This window comes from Calidithermus roseus, assembly GCF_003574095.1.
Taxonomy (GTDB): domain Bacteria; phylum Deinococcota; class Deinococci; order Deinococcales; family Thermaceae; genus Calidithermus; species Calidithermus roseus.
In genome coordinates this window covers 1-17,781 of the sequence record NZ_QWLA01000003.1, presented here as the reverse complement: position 1 = coordinate 17,781, position 17,781 = coordinate 1, and the positions used below count along the sequence as shown (strand labels likewise).

The following is a 17,781-nucleotide window of genomic DNA, read 5'->3' as shown; positions in this document are numbered from 1 at the left end:
AAGCATGTTGACCGTGCCCTACAAGGACATCACCCCCCAACAAGCGCACAAGCTGCTCGAGGAAAAGGTCCTCTTCGTGGACGTGCGCGAGGCCGAGGAATTCGCCAACTCCCGCATCCCCGGCGCCAAGCTGGTGCCGCTGTCGGAGTTCACCGGGCGGGCCGCCGAACTGCCCAAGGACGAGCCGGTGGTGCTCTACTGCCGCAGCGGGGGCCGCTCGGCGCAGGCGGCAGCCTGGCTAGCGGCCAAGGGCTACGCCCGGGTGCTCAACCTCGACGGGGGCATCCTGGCCTGGTACCGCGCCGGGCTGCCCTTGGACACCGTCCCGGTGGAGGTGACCTACCGCGAAACCGCCTTCACCGAACTCACCCCGCACGAGGCCAAGGCCTGGGTGGACGCAGGAGCCTATGTCGTCGACGTGCGCGAGCCCTACGAGTACGCCATGGGGCACCTGCCGGGCGCGGTCAATGTCCCGCTGGGGCGCTTCGTGGCCCAGGCGGGGCAGTTGCCCAAAGACCGCAAGATCTTGCTGGCCTGCGCCTCGGGCAACCGCTCCTCCCAGGCTGCGGCCTACCTGGTGGGCCAGGGCTTCGACAAGGAGCTCGTGGGCAACCTCGAGGGCGGCACCTACGGCTGGATGGGCGCGGGCTTCGAGGTGGAGCGTTGATCGGCTGGCTCAAGAAGCTGCTGGGGGGCCCCGCCGTGGGCCGCCTCTCCCCCGCCGAGGCCCGACAAAAGCTCGAGGCCGGCGCCCTTCTCCTCGACGTGCGCACGCCGCTGGAGCGCAAGGAGGCCAAGATCCCCGGCTCGCAGGCCCTGCCGCTGGAGCGGCTGGCCGCCGAGTGGGAGAAGCTGCCCAGGGAGAAGGAGATCATCTGCCAGTGCCGCAGCGGCAGCCGCAGCGCCTCGGCAGCGCGCTTCCTGGCGGCTAAGGGCTTCAAAGCCTACAACCTGGCGGGGGGCCTCGAGGCCTGGAGGCGGGCGGGACTGCCGGTGAAGTGAGTGAGCATGTACCACGACGTCTTCCCCAATGAACTCTCGCTGTGGACGCGCCGCGGGGCAATCCTTCTGGACGTGCGCGAGCCGGAGGAGTGGGCCCAGGGGCACATCCCCGGCTCGCTCAACGTCCCACTGGGGGAGTTGCTGGAGCACCTCGGCGAACTCCGCGACCCTATCGTGACGGTCTGCGCCTCCGGCAGCCGCGCTGCGCTCGCCGCCGAGGTGCTGGGCTACGAGGGCTTCGCGGAAGTGGGCCGGCTGCTGGGGGGCATCCAGGGCTACGTCCGGCATGGCCACCCCCTGGCAAGGCGCGAGAGGCCCACGGAGGCCGCATGCTCCTAGCCTGGACCGGCGCGGTGCTGATCGGGATCGCCCTGGGCATGCTGGGCTCGGGGGGCTCCATCCTCACCGTGCCCATCCTGGTCTACTTGGTGGGCGAGCCCGACAAGCTGGCCATCGCGGAGTCGCTGGCCGTGGTGGGTCTCATCGCCCTGGTAGGGGCCGTCCCCTACGGCCTGCGGCGCCAGATCGACTGGGCCAGCGTGGTCTGGTTCGGCCTGCCGGGGATGGCCGGGACCTACCTGGGGGCTTACTTATCCCAGTGGTTGCCCGGTGTGTGGCAGCTCGGCCTGTTCGCGCTGGTGATGCTGCTGGCCGCCTACTTCATGTTCCGCCCGCAGAAGCTCACGGGGCAGCCCCAGCCCCGCAAGCGCTCGCCCTTCAAGATCGGGCTCGAGGGCCTGGGCGTGGGCATCCTCACCGGGCTGGTCGGGGTGGGTGGGGGCTTCCTGATCGTGCCGGCGCTGGTGCTCCTGGGGGGCCTGCCCATGCACCTGGCGGTGGGCACCAGCCTGCTGGTCATCGCGCTGAAGTCGGGGGCGGGCTTCTACAAGTACCTGCACCTGCTGCCCGAACAGGGCTACAGCGTCCACTGGGACGTCGTGCTCCTCTTCGCGGCCTTGGGGGTCGCGGGGAGCTTCCTGGGCGGGCGCATCGCCGCGGGCATCCCCCAGCTCGGCCTGCGGCGCGGCTTCGCGGGCTTTCTGGTGCTGATGGGGGCCTTCATCCTATGGCAGAACCTGCCCAGGTTCTGGCACGGTTGAGGCGTTCGCCCCACAGCCCCATAGCAGCGCCCACGCACCCCCCCCCACGGCGAAACCGCTGTGGGGGGTCAAACACGGGCCGTAGGCGGGGTCAGTTCGTGTACCCCGCCAGCGCTAGATCGTCCTCGAGGGCCTGCACCTCGACCGGGCCAGCGTAGACGTTGACGACCCGGCCCTGCGTGTCGAGGACGAAGGTCCAGGGCTGCCCCAGCACCTTGAAGCGGCTGGCCACCGCGGCGGGCGTGTCGCCGCCCGGCGCGGCCAGCAGGGGCAGGAAGGCCGGGTAGGCCTTCATGTAGGCCAGCACCACCTGGGCGCTGTCCCGGGGCTCGCGGCTGATGACCACGAAGGGCACCTTGTACTCCTGCGCCAGCCGGTGCAGCTTGGGGAACTCGGCCTTGCACACCAAGCACCAACTGGCCCAGAAGACCAAGACCGCAGGCTTCCCCTTGAAGCTGGCGAGGGTATAGACCTTCCCCCCGGCGTCGGCGAGGCGGAAGTCCGGGGCCACCTCGCCGGGCCGCACAGCCAGGGCCAGAGCCAGGGCAAGCGACACGAACACCGCGACCATGCGCTTCATTTCGGCCTCCCGCCGACAGCCTGCACGCCGCATCCCTCGGCGGCAGGGGGCAGCACCCGCACCAAGTCGGCCAGGCGCACGACTCCCCCGCGCAGGACCCGCGCGTACACCCCCCGGCCCTGGTACAGCAGCCGGGGCAGGCGGGGGTCCAGCTGGGTGAGCGCGGCGCAGACCGGGCAGATCGCGACGAGTTCCAAGAGCGCCTCGCCTGCCTCGAGCCGCCGCCCCAGCCAGGCGTGGGGGTCGAGGTCGAGCAGCAGGTTCTCCCCCAGCGCGCCGTAGGGCAGCTCAATGCCGGCCTCCAGGGCCCGGTGGTAGCTCCCAATCCCCGCCACCAGCACGGCCCGCCTCGGGTCGCCGCCGGCGTGCCGGTCGCCCACAGCGCCGTAGCCGGCGACCAGCTGCAACTCCCCCACCCCGGCCTTGGGCAGCCCCGGCCGGTCGCCCACGTGCAGCGAAAGGACCCGTCCCATGCTACTTCAGCCCCAGCTTAGCCCGCTGGGTGTAGACCTGCTGGGGGGTGAGGGGCTGGCGCAGGGCCCGGATCTCCTCGGCGGTGTAGGGCTTGAAGTCCTTGAGCAGCGCGGCGTTGCCCCAGCTCGAGGCCACGTAGTTGAGCACCGCCGCCACCTGCGCGTCGCTGAGCGAGGCGAAGGCGGGCATGGGGGCGTTGTAGGCGACGCCCTCGACCACGATGGAGCCCTGCAGGCCGCCCAGCACCACCAGCGGCAGGTAGGCCCGCCCGCCCGGGGCCGTCAGGATGGCGGGGACGTGCTTTGCCAAGGGCGGGAAGGCCCCCGGAACTCCGGCCCCGTTGGCCTGGTGGCAGCCCTGACACATCGCGTACACCTTAGCCCCCTCGTCGGCGGGAGCCGGGGCGGCCTGGGCGGCCTCCTTGCCGAAGTGGGTCGCCAGGTACGCCACGACCACCTTGCGCTCGGCGTCGTTGAGCTGGGCCCCGTTGCCGATCATGCTCCCCACCACCGCGTCCCACTCGGCGGCGCTGAGGCGGTTGCCGGTGATGACCTCCAGGCCATGACAGACGCTGCAGCGCTGCTCCACCAACGCCTTGCCCTCGCCCTCGGGCAGCCCCTGGGCCAACACCCCCCAGGCCAGGATGAGGGCCACCAGCCACTTCACGCGTGAAAAAGTCATGGCCGAGCCTCAGCCCACCTTGATCTTGACCTTGTCCACCGCGTTCCACTCGTAGCCGTTGGGGTTCCACAGGATCGCCCCGTCGATGGGCTGGCTGCGCCCCAGGGCGTCGGTGGCGCGAGCCCAGACCTCGGTGTCGCCCGTCGCCACCACCACCCGGATGCGCCAGGGGTACCAGCCGTAGGGCGAGGAGGGCTTCTCGAGGCTGGCCGACTGCCAGCTGCGGCCCTGGTTGGTGGAGACCTCGACCCCCGTGATCGGCGCCGAGCCGTCGTTCCAGGCCACGCCCCGCACCTCGATGATGCCGCTGACGCTCTGGCCCTCGGCGGGGCTGAGGATGACGGCCTTGACGTTCTGCCGCCAGTTGGGACGGCTGTTGTCGAGGGTGAAGGTGAAGGTGCTGCCCACCGGGATGGGGGCTAAGGGGACCCGGTAGCGCGGGATCATGGTGTTGTTGGTCGAGGCGGCGGCCTCGAGGCGCAGCCGGTTGACCCACTTGATGTTGTTGATGCCGTAGTAGCCCGGCAGAATCAGCCGCAACGGCCCCCCGTGCACGGTGGGCAGCGGCTCGCCGTTCATCTCGTAGGCCAGCAGGGCGCTCGGCAGCACGTCGCGGAGGGGAACGCTGCGCTCGATGTCGGGGGCCTGGGGGTTGGCGGGCTGGTCAGCCCCCTCGGCGGTAAGGAAGAGGGCCTCAGGCTTGACCCCAGCGCCCTCCAGCACCGCCGAAAGCTTCACCCCCTTCCAGCGCACGTTGGCCAGCGCACCCCGCTCCCACTGGGCCCCGCTGGCGCGGGCGTACTTGGAGAAGAAGCTGCGGCCATTGCCCGAGCACTGCAACACCATCTCGAGCTCGGTAGCAGGTAGCCTCTTGAGCTCGGAGAGGCGCAGGGTGAGGGGTTTATCCACCAGGCCCACCACCTCCACCGTCCACTCCTCGACCCTGGGGAGCTCGGTGGTGAGCTGCATGCCCGGGGGCACCCCCAGGTTGTTGCGGATGTACATGATGTTCTTGGGCGTGTAGCGGTGCTCGCGCAACAAGGCCACGGGGGTCTCGAGCTCCACCGGGTTGGTGTTGCGAACGATCAGGCCCGGGTCCTTGCCCGCCACCAGGACGTCGGCGGTGGGGGTCTGCTGGGCGGCGGCGAGGCCCGCCAGGCCGGGGACCGTACTCAGGCTCGCGGCGGCCAATCCAGTCTTCTTGAGGAACTCCCTGCGGTTGATCCGGGCCAGTAGGTCATGCTTGTCGTCCTGCATGTCCACACCTCCTGCGCTGGCGCTGCCCGTACCGGCGTGTATACCGATATCGGGTATGTTTGGGTTCTCGAGTCTACATCGTAGGGGTCTCGAGGGAAAAAGGCAAGGGCACCACGAAGTGAGGTTTTTCACGGGTCCAGTCCGGGATATTTCCAAGAGCTATAACGCTTATGCAACGGAATGATAACGCCGGGTGCGCGGGGTTTTTTCCGCTCGAGGCGCCCCTGTCGCGTTGACGGTCATACCCCCTGATGGTATAACCGGGGTGCCTGAAAAGCCGAAGGCCCTGCTATGCATCGACGCAATCTGCTGTTTCTGGTCGTGCTTTTCTGGCTGCTCCCCTGGGGAGTAGCCGAGGGGGTCGACTACGCCCGCTGGTACCCCTACGACCAAGCCAGCCGACACGCCCGCCAGTCTGGCCGGGTGATGCTGGTCTACTTTTGGAGCCACGGCTGCGTGTACTGCGAGCAGATGAATACCTTCGTGCTCTCCGACGAAGGGGTCGCGCGGGCCCTCGAGCGGCACTTCGTGGTGGCCAGCGTGGACATCCACAGCCCGGAGGGGCGCGCCCTGAGCCGCGAGCTGCGGGCTGTCGGGACCCCTACGTTCGTCTTCCTCGCCCCGCGGCAGGGCGCGGGGCCTTCAGCATGGCAGGAGTTAGGCCGACTCTACGGGAGCCGGCCCAGGGCGCAATTTCTGGGAGAACTTCAGCACATCTGCCAGAGGGCAGGGGCTGAGGGCGGAGGTGAACGCTGTGGATAGACGGTCGTTTTTAAAGACAAGCGCGGGCGCCGTGGCCGGGGCCGTGCTGAGTTCCAGCCTGGCCGCGGCCCTGGCGCAGGGGGGGCTGGAGGGGGAGGACGTCGCCAAGCTCGACGCCGCGCTACAGAAGGCGCTGGGCAAGGGCTACAAAGACCTCGAGCCCTCCAAGGACGTCAAGCTGGTCGCGCCCACCATCGCCGAGTCTGGGGCCAACGTACCCGTGGAGATCGAGGCCGCCCTGCCGGCGGAGGAGGTCAAGGCCATCCACTGTTTCTGCGACAAGAACCCCACGCCGCTGCTGTTCAGCGTGTTCCTCAGTGGGGTCGCGCCCTACTACGCGACCCGCATCCGCATCGCCGAGACCGCCCCGGTGCGGGCCGTCGTCGAGACCAAGGACGGCAAGCTGCTGCTGGCCTCGCAGTCGGTGCGGGTCACGGTGGGGGGCTGCGGCTGATGGCCGCCGAGTGAGGAGGAAAAGATGCCCGTACAGATCCTGATCCGCTTCAACCCGGCCAAGCCCAAAGCCGGCGACGACGTGCGCGTCCAGATCGTCGCCCAGCACCCCATGGAGCCCGGCACCCGCAAGGACGCCAACGGCAAGACCATCCCTGCCAACTACATCACCGAACTCAACGTGATCTTCGACGGGCAGACCGTCGCCCAGATCAGACCGACCGGGGGCACCAGCGCCAACCCCCTGTTCGCCCTGAAGATGAAGGCGGTCAAGGCCGGACAGCTCAAAGTGACCTACAAAGACCTCGCTGGCGACTCCGGCGAGAAGACCGCCGACCTCGCACTGGCCTGAGGAGCCGCCATGAGCCGCTTATGGCGTTTCGTCGCGGCGGGGCTGGCCCTGCTGGCCCTGGGGGTGGGGGTCTTCGCGCAGGACCAGCCGGAGCCCTCCCCGGCCGAGGAGGCCAAGAAGCAGCGGCAGCAGTTGCTCGAGCAGGGTGGCGGTATCCTGCCCAGCGACCTCTACGTCGCGCAGGGCGAGGAGCTGTTCAAGGCCGTGCGCGGGCCCAAGGGGGTGAGCCTCGAGGGCTGCGACTTTGGCCGCGGCGCGGGTCAGGTGGAGGGGGTGGTCGCGCAGTTGCCGCGCTACTTCCCCGACACCGGCCGGGTCGAGGACCTCGACTCGCGCATCCGCAGCTGCATGATCGGCCTGCAGGGCTTCAAGCCGGAAGAGGTCAAGCGCAGTGAGGTGATCGCCATCGCCTTCTACCTCGCCTCCCTCTCCCACGAGGCCACGGTCGACGTGCGGCTCGCCACGCCCCAGGAGAAGCGGATGTACGCGCTGGGCGAGGAGTTGTTCTGGGTGCGGGCGGGCCCGCGAGACATGGGATGCGCGACCTGCCACGTCACCTACAGGGGCAAGCGCTCCGGGGTGCTGCCGCTTTCGGACGTGGTAGGGGAAAAGGTCGCGGCCCACTGGCCGGCCTACCGCTACTCCAACGACTCCGCCCTCACCATGGAGGACCGCATCCGCACCTGCTACTCGAACCTGGGCATGCCCGCCCCCGACTACTACTCCGACGCGGTCATCGCCCTGGGCCTGTGGCTGGCGGTGCAGTCCAACGGCGCCAAGATGGACCTGCCGGGTTTCATCCGCTAGGGGAGGTGCGCGGTGCGACGGATTCACCTTCTGGCAACGCTGGCCCTGCTCCTGGGCGTGGCCGGGGGCCAGCCCGGCCGGACTGGGCTCAGCGAGGATCTCGCCAAGCTCGTCCGGGGCTCGGGCAGCAGCTACGGCGAGGCGATCCTCAAGCAGACCCCCGACCAGGCCCTGTGCACGGCCCACAAGAACCGGCTCCCTGCCGACGTGGTGGGGCAATTCATCCAGGAGCAGCGTTCGGCCATCAAGTACCCCAAGGACGGCAGGCTGATGGGCGACTGGAAGCAGGGCGAGGCCGTCTTCAACACCCTGGCCCGCGGCAACTGCTTCTCCTGCCACTTCGGCTCGCCGCTCAACGTCAGCGGGAACGTGGGGCCCAGCCTCGAGAAGTACGGCCAGCGGGGCACCTCCGAGGCCGTGCAGCGCTACACCTACGAGGTGATCTACAACCCCTGGGCCTACTTCCCCTGCACCGTGATGTACCGCTTCGGGCACAACGGCCTGCTGACGCCCGAGGAGGTCGCCCACGTGGTGGCCTACCTGCTCGACCCAGCCTCCGACTTCAACACCAAGCCCGCGCTGCGGAGGTAAGCCCCGCGGCACCCGGGCGGAGCAGGAGAGGACTTGACCCGCAGAGAAGCCTTAAAACTCTTGCTGGCAGCGGGGATCACCACCCCGCGGGCCTTCGCCCAAGCCATGGAGCGCCCCGAGGTGCTCTACGACCTGCCCCCCTTCGGGGACATCACCCTGCTCTACAGCACCGATCTGCACGCCCAGCTCCGGCCCCACTACTTCATGGAGCCGCCCAACCTGCTGGCGCCCCGGGCGCTGGAGGGCCGACCGGGCTACCTCACCGGGGAAGCCGCACTGCGTTACTACGGCCTCCAGCGGGGTAGCCTCGAGGCGCACCTGTGCACCTACGTGGACTTCGTGGCCCTGGCCGAGCGCTTCGGCCCGCTGGGTGGCGCGGCCTACGTGGGGGCGCTGATCAAGCGACAGCGGGCACAGGCCGGGGTCGAGCGCACCCTGGTGTTGGACGGGGGCGACACTTGGACCAACTCGGGCCTATCGCTGCTGACGCGGGGCCAGGCGATGGTGGAATGGATGAACCGGGTGGGCTTCGACCACATGGTCTTCCACTGGGAGTACACCCTGGGCCGCGAACGCGTGGAGGAGCTCGTGGGAGCGCTCGAGGCTCGGGTCGTGAGCTTCAACATCGTCGACGACCTCTTCGGCGACCCCATCTACCCCCCCTACGCCATCCACACCATCGGGGGCTACGCCCTGGGGGTCATCGGCTTCAGCTTCCCCTACGTGAAGGTCTCGCACCCCGAGGAGTTCTCCCAGGGGCTCTCCTTCGGCGTCCGCGAGCACGAGCTGCAGCGCTACGTGGACGAGCTGCGGGGGATGGGCGTGGACGCGGTGGTGCTGCTCTCGCACGGCGGGGTACCGCTCGACACCGCGCTGGCGGCGCGGATCAGGGGCCTCGACCTCATCCTCAGCGGCCACACCCACGACTTCACCCCCCGCCCCGTGCGCGTCGGGAGCACCTGGCTGGCCGCGGGGGGGTCGGCGGGGAAGGCCGTGCTGCGCCTGGACCTCAAGATGAGGAAGGGCGGGATCGCCGACCTGCGGCTCAGGACCCTGCCGGTCGCGACGAGCGTCCTCGAGCCCGACGGCGAGCTCGAGCACTTCCTCCAGGAGGCCTACGCACTGCACAGCGGCTACCTGGGGCAGGTGCTGGGCACGGCGCAGAGCCTCATCTACAAGCGTGACTCACTGTACTCCACCTTCGACGAGCTGGCGGGGAGGGCCATCCGCGCGGCCTACCCCGAGGTGGAGGTGGCCTTCAGCCCCGGCACCCGCTGGGGCACGACGATCCTGCCCGGTCAGCCCATCACCATGGAGGCCCTGCTGGCCTTCACCAGCTTCACCTACCCCGAGGTGTACGTCTTCAAGCTCAAGGGCGAGCGGTTGCACGCGGTGCTGGAGGACGTGGCGGCCAACGCCTTCAACCCCGACCCCTTCTACCAGCAGGGCGGGGACATGAGCCGGGTGTACGGGATCTCCTACGAGCTGGCCGTCAACGCGCCCACCGGGCAGCGCGTCCGCAGCCTCGAGGTCGGCGGCCAGCCGCTCGAGCCCAGCCGGGAGTACGTGGTGGCCGCCTACGGCGGGCGCCTACAGCGCAGCGGCACCCCCCTGGAGCGCTACACCCCGCGCCCGGTCTACGACGTCATCGCCGAGTACATCCGTCAGGTCAAGACCGTGCAGATCCCCCCCCGGCCCGCCCTACGGGTGCTGGACCAGAGCTATGTGGTCCCGGCTTGGGGGGGCTGAGCAAGATCAGAGTCAGGAGGTCGATCCGTGGAGATACGAAGGCACTTGTGGTGGATAGCCGTGCTGTGGGCAGGATTCACCCTCTCGCAGGAGGGGCCCTTCCTGCAACGGCTCAACGAGGCGATCCAAGACGGCGGCAGCGCCTACGCCCGCGACCTGCAGCAGGACGCCGACCAGGCCCTGTGCTCGCGCTACCGCGACAGACTGCCGCCCGAGGCGGTCGAGCCTTTCCTCCAGCGCCAGCGCTCGCTCATCCGCTACCCAGCCGGGGGTCGGCTCCTGGGCGACTGGAAGCAGGGCGAGGCGCTATTCACCAACCCCCGTAAGGGCAACTGCTACGCCTGCCACACCGGCGACCCCAAGGAGAAGGGGGCCGGACGGATGGGGCCGGGCCTCGTCGCCTACGGGCAGCGGGGCACCTCCGAGGCGGTGGTGCGGTTCACCTACGAGAAGGTCTACAATGCCTGGGCCTTCCAGCCCTGCTCCTTGATGTATCGCGCGGGGGTCCACGGCATTCTAAGCCCCGAGGAGACGGCGCACATCGTGGCCTTTTTGCTCGATCCGGCCTCGCCGGTGAACGCCAACGCCAGGAGGTGAGAGGGTGTTGACCAAGCGCAAACTGCACGCCCTTTTCTGGGTGGCCCTGCTGATCCTGGGCCTGGGCGTCGCCCTGACCCAGGGCGACGAGGAGATCGACCCCTACAAGGAGGCCGAGCGGCAGCGCGAGCTGTTCCGGCAGACCTCGGGCGGGATCCTGCCGGGTGAACTCTACGCGGCTGAGGGCGAGGAACTCTTCACCCGGAAGCGCGGTCCCAAGAACGCCTCCCTCGAGGCCTGTGACTTTGGCCTGGGGCCGGGGAAGCTCGAGGGGGCTTACACCCGCATGCCACGTTACTTCGCCGACACCCGCAAGGTCGAAGACCTCGAAAGCCGCGTGGTGAGCTGCATGGTGCGCCTGCAGGGCTTCAAGCCCGAGGAGGTCGGGCGCGACGAGGTCAAGGCCCTGGTGGCCTACGTGGCCTCCAAGTCGAGCGAGATGCCGCTGCAGGTCGTGCCCAAGCACCCCAACGAGATCACGCTGTACAACCTGGGCAAAGAGCTGTGGTACCGCCGGGCCGGCAGCCGCGACATGAACTGCTCGATCTGCCACGACACCTACGCGGGGGGCCGGGTGCGGCTGTCGCCGGTGCGCAGCCCGCGCCAGGGGCTGTCTAACGAGTGGCCCGCCTACCGCTTCGAGGCCGACAAGCTCTACACCCTCGAAGACCGCATCGCCTTCTGCTACGAGTCGGTGGGGGTGCACCCGCCTGACTTCTACTCCGAGCCCATGATCGCGCTGTCGGTCTACATGCTCACCGAGGCCACCAAGGGCAAGCACAAGTTCACCGAGCTGCCCGGGTTCACGCGCTAGGAGGCAAGCATGCACCGGTGGATGATACTGGCGATGGTCCTCAGCGGCCTTTCGTGGGCCCAGGAGGCCAGCCCGCAGGCGCTGCGGGAGCTGGGCGAGTTCATCAAGCGGGTCAACCCGGCCAGCTACCTGCTCTACGCCGCCGAGGCCAAGGACTATGTGGAGGTGTTTGAGCCCTTCATCCTGGACGTGCGCACCGACGAGGAGCGCGCCAGGGGCTTCATCCCGGGGTCGGTGCAGATCCACATCAGCCAGCTCCCCGATCGCCTGAGCGAGCTGCCCGCCGACAAGGACAAGCCCGTTTTGGTCTACTGCGGCACCGGCCACGTCAGCGCGGTGGCTGCCGCCTACCTGCGCGCGCTGGGCTACCGCGAGGTCAAGAACCTCAACGGCGGGTTCCGCACCTGGCTCGAGCTGGGTCTGCCCGTGCAAAAACCTTGAGGAGGACGCTATGAAGATCAAGTTGCTGGTCATCACCGCTTTGCTGGGGGCCCTCCCGGCGCTAGCACAGTCGGTGGAGGTCAAGCTCAGCGGGGTGAGCCTGGCCGAAGCCCAGGCCAAGGCCGAGGCCGCGCTGCGGGCCCAGGGGCTCAGCGTCCTGCGCGTGCTCAACCTGGGCGGCCAGGTCAAGAACTTCCGCGCCGACTTCCCCGACTACCTGCTGCTCATCGTCGCGCCGGAGGAGGGCAGCCTCAAGGCGGTGGCCCGCAACCCCATGGCCGCGATCGTGCTGCCCCCCACCGTCTACGTCCACACCGCCGCCAAGGGGGTGGTGACGGTGGGCACCCTCGACGGCAACCTCATGGGCGGGATGCTGGGCCTGAGCGACCCCGAGACCGTGGGGCTGTGGAGGAAGCTCGAGGGGGCGCTGTCAAGCCTGGGGCCGCTCGAGCGCGTCGCCCCGGCCATGATGCCCGACCCCAGCTCGGGCATGATGCCCGCACTGCTGTACAAGGTGGAGGGGGCCACCGTGGACGAGGTGGCGCTGCTGCTGGAGAGCGAGCTCGCCAGCCACGGCCTCAACGTGCTGCCCCAGGTGAGGCTGGGCGGCCTGGTGGGGATCCACCCCTGCAAGAGCGAGTGGGCCTACGAGATGTTCACGGCTCAGCCCGCGGGCGGCTTCGCCGCCCCGTGCCGTTTCTTCGTCGCCCCCCTGCCCGACGGGGTCCTGGTCGGGGCCATCGAGCCGATGCTGATGAGCATCATGCCCGGGGTGGCGCAGAACAGCCGGACCATGGGCATGCTCCAGGAAGCCCGCAGGGCCATGGTGCAGATCATCGAGGCCACCGGGGGCAAGCCCTACCGCCCCTAGAAGTCTCGATGGCTCGAGAGGAGGAAGCTATGGATAAGCTGTCGCGCCGTCAATTCCTCAGGAACAGCGCCGCGGTAGGGGTGGCCGCGGCCACTCCTGGCTTCGCCCAGGAGTTCTTCAGCAAGCCCGCGCGCCTGCTGGGCCCCGCACGCGGCAACCGGGTGGTGATCATCGGCGGGGGCTGGGGGGGCATCAGCACCGCCCGCCACCTGCGCCGCAAAAACCCGGCCATCGAGGTCGTGCTCATCGAGAAGAACCCCGTCTTCATGTCCTGCCCGCTGAGCAACCTCTACCTAGGCGGGGTCAAGGACCTCGACTTCTTCGTCTTCGACTACACCAACGTGGTCAGGGCGGGCGTGAGCTTCGTGCAGGAGCGGGCGCTGGAGGTCAACCGCACCGCGCGCTACGTGCGCACCACGGGTGGACTGGTCTTCTATGACTACCTCGTCGTCTCGCCCGGCATCGACTACATGTACGAGGCCATCGAGGGCTACGGCGAGGTCAAGCAGTTCCTGCCGGTGGGCTTCAAACCCTTCGAGCACGTGGCCCTCAAGCGCCAGCTCGAGCAGTTCGAGGGTGGCGACATCGTGCTGTCGATTCCCAAGCCCCCCTACCGCTGCCCCCCAGGGCCCTACGAGCGGGCCGCGCTGCTGGCGCACTACCTCAAGTCCAACGGCATCAAGGGCAAGGTCGTCGTGCTCGACGCCAACAACCAGCCCATTTCCAAGGCCGCCGGCTTCACCGCGGCCTATCAGGAGCTCTACAAGGACTACCTCGAGTACGTGCCCAACGCCGAGGTCACCGCTGTCGACCACGCCGCGCGGAAGGTCACCACCACCCTGGGCGAGTACGGCTACGACCTCGCCAACCTCATCCCGCCCATGAAGGCCGGGGAGATCGTGCGCAGCGCGGGCCTGGGCGAGCGCTGGGCCAATGTCCGCTTGCCCTACTTCCTCTCCGAGAAGGACGAACGGGTCTACCTCGTGGGCGACGTGCTGGGCAACGTGCCCTTCTCTAAGAGCGGCCAGGTGGCCTACAACGACGGCAAGATCATCGCCGAGCACATCGCCAGCCGCGTCGCGGGCAAGCGGCTCGAGGAGATCCCCCACGCCCTACCCGACAACATCTGCTACAGCTTCGTCGACTCCGAGGAGGCCATCTGGGTCGCGCACAAGCACGAGTGGGACGCGGCGGCCCGGCAGGTCAAGCAGCAGTCCACCAGCGACCAGAAACGCTCAGCGCAGAACGGCGCCCTGGCCCTGGAGTGGGCTCGGGGGCTGTGGGGCGATATGTTCGGCCCCGGCGCCTGAGCCCCCCACGAGACGTCCGGGGATCCCCCAGCGGAGGCATGTGTTTCGATGAACCGACGCAAACTGCTTCGATTGTTGAGCCAGGGCCTGGCCCTGGGAAGCTTCGCCAAGCTCTCCTCGGCGACGGGCCAGGCCCCGAGCCCGAGGTCGTTCTCGGAGAAGTCCTTCGAGAGCATGAAGACGCTGGGCGCCCCCTTGCGCGAGTACGGCGAGCGCAGCGAGTTCGAGAAGGAGGTCGTCCGCTACATCTCGCCCAACCTGCGCACCCGCCACTCGGGGGCCGACTTCACGCCGCTGGAGAAGCTCGAGGGGGTCATCACCCCCAGCTCCTTGCACTTCGAGCGGCACCACGGGGGCGTGCCCAGCGTGGATCCAGCGGAGTACCGCCTGGTGATCCACGGCCTGGTGGAGCGCCCCCTGATGTTCACCCTGCAAGACCTCAAGCGTTTCCCCTCGGTGACGCGCACCTACTTCATCGAGTGCGCGGGGAACGGACAGAACGGCTACCGCAACCCCCCCGACCCCACCCTCACCGCCACCCGCAGCCGGGGGCTGATGTCCAACTCCTCCTGGACCGGGGTCCCCCTGGCGATCCTGCTGAAGGAGGCGGGGGTGAAGGCGGGGGCCCGCTGGCTGATCCCCGAGGGGCAGGATGCGGCGGCCTACACCCGCAGCCTGCCGCTGGAGAAGGCGCTCGAGGACGTGCTGGTGGCCTACGCCCAGAACGGCGAGGCCCTCCGCCCGGAGCAGGGCTACCCGGTGCGGCTGGTGGTGCCGGGGTGGGAGGGCAGCATCCAGGTGAAGTGGCTGCGGCGCATCGAGGTGGCCGACGCGCCGGTGATGAGCAAGGACGAGACCTCCGAGTACACCGACGTGATGGCCGATGGCACGATCCGGGCCTTCACCTGGGTCATGGACCCAGAGTCCATCATCACCTACCCTTCCGGCCAGCAGGCGATCTCCAGGGGCTTCCACGAGATCCGGGGGCTCGCGTGGAGCGGCCACGGACGCATCCGCAGGGTCGAGGTCTCGCTGGACGGGGGCAACAGCTGGAAGCAGGCCAGCCTGGAGGGCCCCCTCGAGCCCCTGGCCGCGGTGCGCTTCAAGTACAACTGGGTCTGGGACGGCAAGCCCACCACGATCATGAGTCGCGCCACCGACGAGGCGGGCAACACCCAGCCCACCCCGGAGGAGTTCTTCGCCCGGTGGGGCCGCAACAACCGCTACCACTACAACGCCATCCAGGCTTGGCACGTCGGCGCCGACGGCAAGGTGCTCAACGGCGACAAGGCCCTGCCTGGCGCGCTGGCCCCGAGCCGATTGGGTGCGGCGGGCCGGGGCGGATGTGGGGGTGAGGCGTGAAGCGCAGGACTTGGGTGGGGCTGGCCGTGGCCCTCTCGGCGCTGGTGCTGGCCCAAGGACGCTACCAGATCGGGCAGCCTTTGAGCGAGGAGGAGGTCAGGCGGTGGAACGTCCGGCCCTCCGTCCTGGCGACCGGGGCGGGGCTGCCCCCGGGCGAGGGCACCGTGGATCAGGGGGCCCAGGTCTACGCGGCGCAGTGCGCCGCCTGCCACGGCGGCAGCGGGGAGGGCGGCGCCTTCAACCGCCTGGTGGCCGAGCCCTTCCCCGTCACCAAGGAGACCAACCCCCGCGACTTCGCCATCGGCAACTACTGGCCCTACCCCACCACCCTCTTCGACTACATCCGCCGGGCCATGCCCTTCGCCACGCCCGGCATCCTCTCCGACGACGAGGTATACGCAGTGGTGGCCTACCTCCTCTACCAGAACGGCATCATCGACGGCTCGCAGCCGATGAACGCCGCCACCCTCCCCGAGGTGGAGATGCCCGCCCGTGCGCTGCTGCAACTCGACCCCACCACCCAGAAGAAGTTCCCCTGGATCACCCTGCCCTGAGGAGGTGAGCATGGACAGACGCGGTTTTCTCGAGTTGCTCGGCAAGGGGGCCTCGCTGGGCTCGCTGCTCAGGCTCTCCCCGCTGGGGATGCTGGAGTTCGTCCGGGCGCAGAGCAGCGCCAACACCTTCCGGCGGGCCCTACTGGTGGACAAAGCGGGCGAGCCCTTCAGGCTCGATGCCCTCGAGCCCCACCAGCCCTACGTGTTCGCCTACCCCTTCGCCGCCACCCCCAACATCCTGGTCAACCTCGGAGTGGAATTGCCCCCCGTGGACGTGAAGCTGCCCGACGGGAAGAGCTACCGCTGGGCGGGCGGGGTGGGCAAGGGCAAGGGCGTGGTGGCCTACACCAGCATCTGCCCCCACGCCTACAGCTACGCCGCCCCCAACCTGGGAGCCATGGGCTACTACAAGCCCGAGGGGGGGCGGGGGCCGCGGATGGTCTGCTGCGCCCACCTCTCCGCCTTCGACGTGAGCCGGGGGGGCGAGGTCAAGGGAGGGCCCGCACCCCACGCCCTGGCAGCGGTGGTGCTGGAGTACGACGCCGCCAAGGACGAGGTCTACGCCAGCGGGTTCGTGGGCAACCCCGAGTTCGACGCCTTCTTCCGGGCGCAGAGCCAGGCCCTGCGCGAGCTTTTCCGGCCCGCCGCCAAAGCCCGCGAGGAAGTGTCCCGGGCCGTAGTGGTCCCCTATGCGGAGCACAGCAAGGTCCCTACCACCTGCCCGGTGCTGGGCTGAGCCAGGAGGCGATGCCTTCGCTGTCCGCGCGCCATGCTCAGGATCCGGCGGGCAGCAGGGGTTTCAAACCCATCCAGGCCAGGATCGAGCGGGTCAGCACCACCAGCCAGAAGCCCACCAACACCGCGAACAGCCCCCAGGCCGCCAGCAAAAGGAGCCCCGACTCGAGCGCACGGCTCAAGGCCAGGGTGGAAAGGGTGAACGCTCCCAGGGGAAAGACGAAGCTCCACCATCCCGGCGTGAACTGCAGTCGCTCGCGGCTGGGCTGGGACCAGAGCATGTCCAGCCAGAACATCAAGCTCAGGGTAAACCACCACAGCCCCAGCCCCCACAACGCCACCCCCACGAAAGGCAGCGCTTCGGACCAGCCTTCCGGCAGCAGACCAACACGTGCTCCGCCCTCGAGCCATCTCCAGGGGGCCAGAATGCCCAAGCCTACCGGAGCCAGCCCGATCCAGACGGAAGGCAGCATGTGGGGTGAGGGCCGCCCGAAAGCGTATAGCCGCTGCAAGAGGGTGCTGAGCACGAAGATGAAGAGTAGCAGGCCAATCCCCAAGAATATCCCGTTCCAAACCAGCAACTCCCGGTGCAGGGCTCTCGGGAAGTCGGCCAGGAGCACGCCTCCGACCAGCGGCACCACCAAAGCCGAGACCGGGGGGATGAACCAGACTCCGCTGGCCTCTTTCAGCGGCACCTCGAGCCGGGTGAAGATCACGAAAGCCACTCCTACGCTGAAAAGGAAGATCAGGGGCGATCCCAGAAGGTAAAGTCCCTGCGCGAGGGGTACGGCCAGGTTCTCACCCAGCAGCGCGGGGCCGATCTGCCGCGTAGCCAGAGCGGTGACCAGGAGGGCGATGGGGAGGGTGGGGAACAATTGGGAGAACTGCGGGTGATTGAGGTCGGCCAACGCGGCCTGGGGGTGACGCCACACCTTGAGCATCCATAACGCCAGCAACCCGGCCAGCATCAGCAGGCTGAGCAGATAGGCAGCCCAAGCTACAGGCTCGAGCCAAGCGAGCTGCTGGCCAAATTGCCCCAGCGCCACCGCCACCACCCCCGTGCCCATCACCGAAGTGAACCAAGCAGGGTTCAGGAAGCGCACACTGCGTTCGGAAGCTGGGGTCGCAGCACCCTGCATCAGGAGGTCACCTCCAGAGGCTCGTGCTCAGCCAGGTACTTTTCGGCGGCCATGGCAGCCCGGGTGCCCGCCCCCACGCTGGTGGTGAGCTGGCGGTAGACCGGGTCGGCCACGTCCCCCGCGGCGAAGATCCCCGGCACGCTGGTGTAG

The 17,781-nt window shown here is 68.8% G+C and carries 23 protein-coding genes and 1 pseudogene; 18 read left to right on the top strand and 6 right to left on the bottom strand.

Annotated features, from left to right (window positions below; translation table 11 throughout):
* Window positions 1-4 precede the first annotated feature (4 nt).
* Genes Mrose_RS01600 through Mrose_RS01585 form a run of 4 tightly spaced genes read left to right on the top strand, consistent with a single transcriptional unit; the run spans window position 5 to window position 2,102 of the window.
* Entirely contained in the window at window positions 5-667 is a 663-nt protein-coding gene (locus tag Mrose_RS01600) for a rhodanese-like domain-containing protein (protein WP_119275684.1), read from the top strand.
* Window positions 664-1,002, top strand: coding sequence for a rhodanese-like domain-containing protein (locus tag Mrose_RS01595; RefSeq protein WP_119275683.1), 339 nt, complete (start codon window positions 664-666; stop codon window positions 1,000-1,002). Before Mrose_RS01600 ends, Mrose_RS01595 begins: the two co-directional genes overlap by 4 nt.
* 6 nt (window positions 1,003-1,008) lie before the next feature.
* Window positions 1,009-1,341: a rhodanese-like domain-containing protein gene (locus tag Mrose_RS01590; RefSeq protein WP_119275682.1), complete on the top strand. Its 333-nt coding sequence runs from the start codon at window positions 1,009-1,011 to the stop codon at window positions 1,339-1,341.
* The gene (locus Mrose_RS01585; RefSeq protein ID WP_119275681.1) at window positions 1,332-2,102 is read left to right on the top strand and encodes a sulfite exporter TauE/SafE family protein; all 771 of its coding nucleotides are present in this window, start codon (window positions 1,332-1,334) and stop codon (window positions 2,100-2,102) included. Before Mrose_RS01590 ends, Mrose_RS01585 begins: the two co-directional genes overlap by 10 nt.
* A 91-nt stretch (window positions 2,103-2,193) precedes the next feature.
* Here Mrose_RS01585 and Mrose_RS01580 read toward each other — a convergent pair whose 3' ends face one another.
* From Mrose_RS01580 to Mrose_RS01565, 4 genes are read right to left on the bottom strand one after another with little or no spacing between them, the layout of a single operon-like run.
* The gene (locus Mrose_RS01580) at window positions 2,194-2,682 is read right to left on the bottom strand and encodes a TlpA family protein disulfide reductase (RefSeq protein ID WP_119275680.1); all 489 of its coding nucleotides are present in this window, start codon (window positions 2,680-2,682) and stop codon (window positions 2,194-2,196) included.
* Complete coding sequence (locus Mrose_RS01575; protein ID WP_119275679.1) at window positions 2,679-3,155, bottom strand: MOSC domain-containing protein; 477 nt, start codon at window positions 3,153-3,155, stop codon at window positions 2,679-2,681. Before Mrose_RS01575 ends, Mrose_RS01580 begins: the two co-directional genes overlap by 4 nt.
* A 1-nt stretch (window position 3,156) precedes the next feature.
* A complete protein-coding gene (locus Mrose_RS19590) occupies window positions 3,157-3,837 on the bottom strand; it encodes a c-type cytochrome (RefSeq protein WP_119275678.1) in 681 nt (226 codons plus the stop codon).
* A 9-nt stretch (window positions 3,838-3,846) separates the two neighbouring features.
* Window positions 3,847-5,094 carry a sulfite oxidase gene (locus Mrose_RS01565; protein ID WP_119275735.1) on the bottom strand — a complete coding sequence of 416 codons (1,248 nt, stop codon included), beginning with the start codon at window positions 5,092-5,094 and terminating at the stop codon, window positions 3,847-3,849.
* A gap of 291 nt (window positions 5,095-5,385) precedes the next feature.
* On the opposite strand from Mrose_RS01565, the gene Mrose_RS01560 reads away from it, so the two are divergent.
* Genes Mrose_RS01560 through Mrose_RS01495 form a run of 14 tightly spaced genes read left to right on the top strand, consistent with a single transcriptional unit; the run spans window position 5,386 to window position 16,493 of the window.
* A complete protein-coding gene (locus Mrose_RS01560; RefSeq protein ID WP_119275677.1) occupies window positions 5,386-5,856 on the top strand; it encodes a thioredoxin family protein in 471 nt (156 codons plus the stop codon).
* Window positions 5,849-6,310, top strand: a complete 462-nt coding sequence (gene soxY / locus Mrose_RS01555; protein WP_119275676.1) for a thiosulfate oxidation carrier protein SoxY — start codon at window positions 5,849-5,851, stop codon at window positions 6,308-6,310. The genes Mrose_RS01560 and soxY overlap by 8 nt, the downstream gene beginning before the upstream one ends.
* Window positions 6,311-6,334: 24 nt before the next feature.
* Window positions 6,335-6,661, top strand: a complete 327-nt coding sequence (soxZ, locus tag Mrose_RS01550; protein ID WP_119275675.1) for a thiosulfate oxidation carrier complex protein SoxZ — start codon at window positions 6,335-6,337, stop codon at window positions 6,659-6,661.
* A 9-nt stretch (window positions 6,662-6,670) separates the two neighbouring features.
* Window positions 6,671-7,468 (top strand): sulfur oxidation c-type cytochrome SoxA, encoded by a 798-nt coding sequence (gene soxA / locus Mrose_RS01545; RefSeq protein ID WP_119275674.1) that lies wholly within the window; start codon window positions 6,671-6,673, stop codon window positions 7,466-7,468.
* Window positions 7,469-7,480: 12 nt separating this feature from the next.
* Window positions 7,481-8,059: a sulfur oxidation c-type cytochrome SoxX gene (gene soxX, locus Mrose_RS01540; protein WP_119275673.1), complete on the top strand. Its 579-nt coding sequence runs from the start codon at window positions 7,481-7,483 to the stop codon at window positions 8,057-8,059.
* Between the two features lie 33 nt (window positions 8,060-8,092).
* Window positions 8,093-9,808: a thiosulfohydrolase SoxB gene (soxB, locus tag Mrose_RS01535; protein WP_119275672.1), complete on the top strand. Its 1,716-nt coding sequence runs from the start codon at window positions 8,093-8,095 to the stop codon at window positions 9,806-9,808.
* A gap of 33 nt (window positions 9,809-9,841) precedes the next feature.
* Window positions 9,842-10,405: a sulfur oxidation c-type cytochrome SoxX gene (gene soxX / locus Mrose_RS01530; protein ID WP_245969443.1), complete on the top strand. Its 564-nt coding sequence runs from the start codon at window positions 9,842-9,844 to the stop codon at window positions 10,403-10,405.
* A gap of 7 nt (window positions 10,406-10,412) precedes the next feature.
* Window positions 10,413-11,219 carry a sulfur oxidation c-type cytochrome SoxA gene (gene soxA / locus Mrose_RS01525; RefSeq protein WP_182482625.1) on the top strand — a complete coding sequence of 269 codons (807 nt, stop codon included), beginning with the start codon at window positions 10,413-10,415 and terminating at the stop codon, window positions 11,217-11,219.
* Between the two features lie 9 nt (window positions 11,220-11,228).
* The gene (locus Mrose_RS01520) at window positions 11,229-11,660 is read left to right on the top strand and encodes a rhodanese-like domain-containing protein (protein ID WP_119275670.1); all 432 of its coding nucleotides are present in this window, start codon (window positions 11,229-11,231) and stop codon (window positions 11,658-11,660) included.
* 10 nt (window positions 11,661-11,670) lie between these two features.
* On the top strand, window positions 11,671-12,531 hold the full coding sequence (locus Mrose_RS01515; protein WP_119275669.1) for a DUF302 domain-containing protein: 861 nt from the start codon (window positions 11,671-11,673) through the stop codon (window positions 12,529-12,531).
* Window positions 12,532-12,560: 29 nt separating this feature from the next.
* Window positions 12,561-13,841: an FAD-dependent oxidoreductase gene (locus Mrose_RS01510; protein WP_119275668.1), complete on the top strand. Its 1,281-nt coding sequence runs from the start codon at window positions 12,561-12,563 to the stop codon at window positions 13,839-13,841.
* A gap of 48 nt (window positions 13,842-13,889) precedes the next feature.
* Entirely contained in the window at window positions 13,890-15,203 is a 1,314-nt protein-coding gene (soxC, locus tag Mrose_RS01505; RefSeq protein WP_119275667.1) for a sulfite dehydrogenase, read from the top strand.
* Window positions 15,200-15,757, top strand: a complete 558-nt coding sequence (locus Mrose_RS01500; RefSeq protein ID WP_119275666.1) for a c-type cytochrome — start codon at window positions 15,200-15,202, stop codon at window positions 15,755-15,757. The genes soxC and Mrose_RS01500 overlap by 4 nt, the downstream gene beginning before the upstream one ends.
* 10 nt (window positions 15,758-15,767) lie before the next feature.
* On the top strand, window positions 15,768-16,493 hold the full coding sequence (locus Mrose_RS01495) for a Rieske (2Fe-2S) protein (RefSeq protein ID WP_119275665.1): 726 nt from the start codon (window positions 15,768-15,770) through the stop codon (window positions 16,491-16,493).
* Window positions 16,494-16,530: 37 nt separating this feature from the next.
* Here Mrose_RS01495 and Mrose_RS01490 read toward each other — a convergent pair whose 3' ends face one another.
* A complete protein-coding gene (locus tag Mrose_RS01490) occupies window positions 16,531-17,631 on the bottom strand; it encodes an SLAC1 family transporter (RefSeq protein ID WP_119275664.1) in 1,101 nt (366 codons plus the stop codon).
* A pseudogene (locus Mrose_RS19280) lies at window positions 17,631-17,781 on the bottom strand (thioredoxin-disulfide reductase); the annotation flags it as partial. The pseudogene Mrose_RS19280 and the gene Mrose_RS01490, both read right to left, overlap by 1 nt.

Excerpts from the sequence above, each read along its gene's own strand:
- Mrose_RS01510 (WP_119275668.1), top strand. The coding sequence starts at position 12,561 with ATGGATAAGCTGTCGCGCCGTCAATTCCTCAGGAACAGCGCCGCGGTA.
- Mrose_RS01520 (WP_119275670.1), top strand. The coding sequence starts at position 11,229 with ATGCACCGGTGGATGATACTGGCGATGGTCCTCAGCGGCCTTTCGTGG.
- soxZ (WP_119275675.1), top strand. The coding sequence starts at position 6,335 with ATGCCCGTACAGATCCTGATCCGCTTCAACCCGGCCAAGCCCAAAGCC.
- Mrose_RS19590 (WP_119275678.1), bottom strand. The coding sequence starts at position 3,837 with ATGACTTTTTCACGCGTGAAGTGGCTGGTGGCCCTCATCCTGGCCTGG.
- Mrose_RS01590 (WP_119275682.1), top strand. The coding sequence starts at position 1,009 with ATGTACCACGACGTCTTCCCCAATGAACTCTCGCTGTGGACGCGCCGC.
- Mrose_RS01495 (WP_119275665.1), top strand. The coding sequence starts at position 15,768 with ATGGACAGACGCGGTTTTCTCGAGTTGCTCGGCAAGGGGGCCTCGCTG.
- Mrose_RS01575 (WP_119275679.1), bottom strand. The coding sequence starts at position 3,155 with ATGGGACGGGTCCTTTCGCTGCACGTGGGCGACCGGCCGGGGCTGCCC.
- Mrose_RS01560 (WP_119275677.1), top strand. The coding sequence starts at position 5,386 with ATGCATCGACGCAATCTGCTGTTTCTGGTCGTGCTTTTCTGGCTGCTC.
- Mrose_RS01515 (WP_119275669.1), top strand. The coding sequence starts at position 11,671 with ATGAAGATCAAGTTGCTGGTCATCACCGCTTTGCTGGGGGCCCTCCCG.
- Mrose_RS01580 (WP_119275680.1), bottom strand. The coding sequence starts at position 2,682 with ATGAAGCGCATGGTCGCGGTGTTCGTGTCGCTTGCCCTGGCTCTGGCC.
- soxA (WP_119275674.1), top strand. The coding sequence starts at position 6,671 with ATGAGCCGCTTATGGCGTTTCGTCGCGGCGGGGCTGGCCCTGCTGGCC.
- Mrose_RS01490 (WP_119275664.1), bottom strand. The coding sequence starts at position 17,631 with ATGCAGGGTGCTGCGACCCCAGCTTCCGAACGCAGTGTGCGCTTCCTG.
- Mrose_RS01565 (WP_119275735.1), bottom strand. The coding sequence starts at position 5,094 with ATGCAGGACGACAAGCATGACCTACTGGCCCGGATCAACCGCAGGGAG.
- soxC (WP_119275667.1), top strand. The coding sequence starts at position 13,890 with ATGAACCGACGCAAACTGCTTCGATTGTTGAGCCAGGGCCTGGCCCTG.
- Mrose_RS01600 (WP_119275684.1), top strand. The coding sequence starts at position 5 with ATGTTGACCGTGCCCTACAAGGACATCACCCCCCAACAAGCGCACAAG.
- Mrose_RS01585 (WP_119275681.1), top strand. The coding sequence starts at position 1,332 with ATGCTCCTAGCCTGGACCGGCGCGGTGCTGATCGGGATCGCCCTGGGC.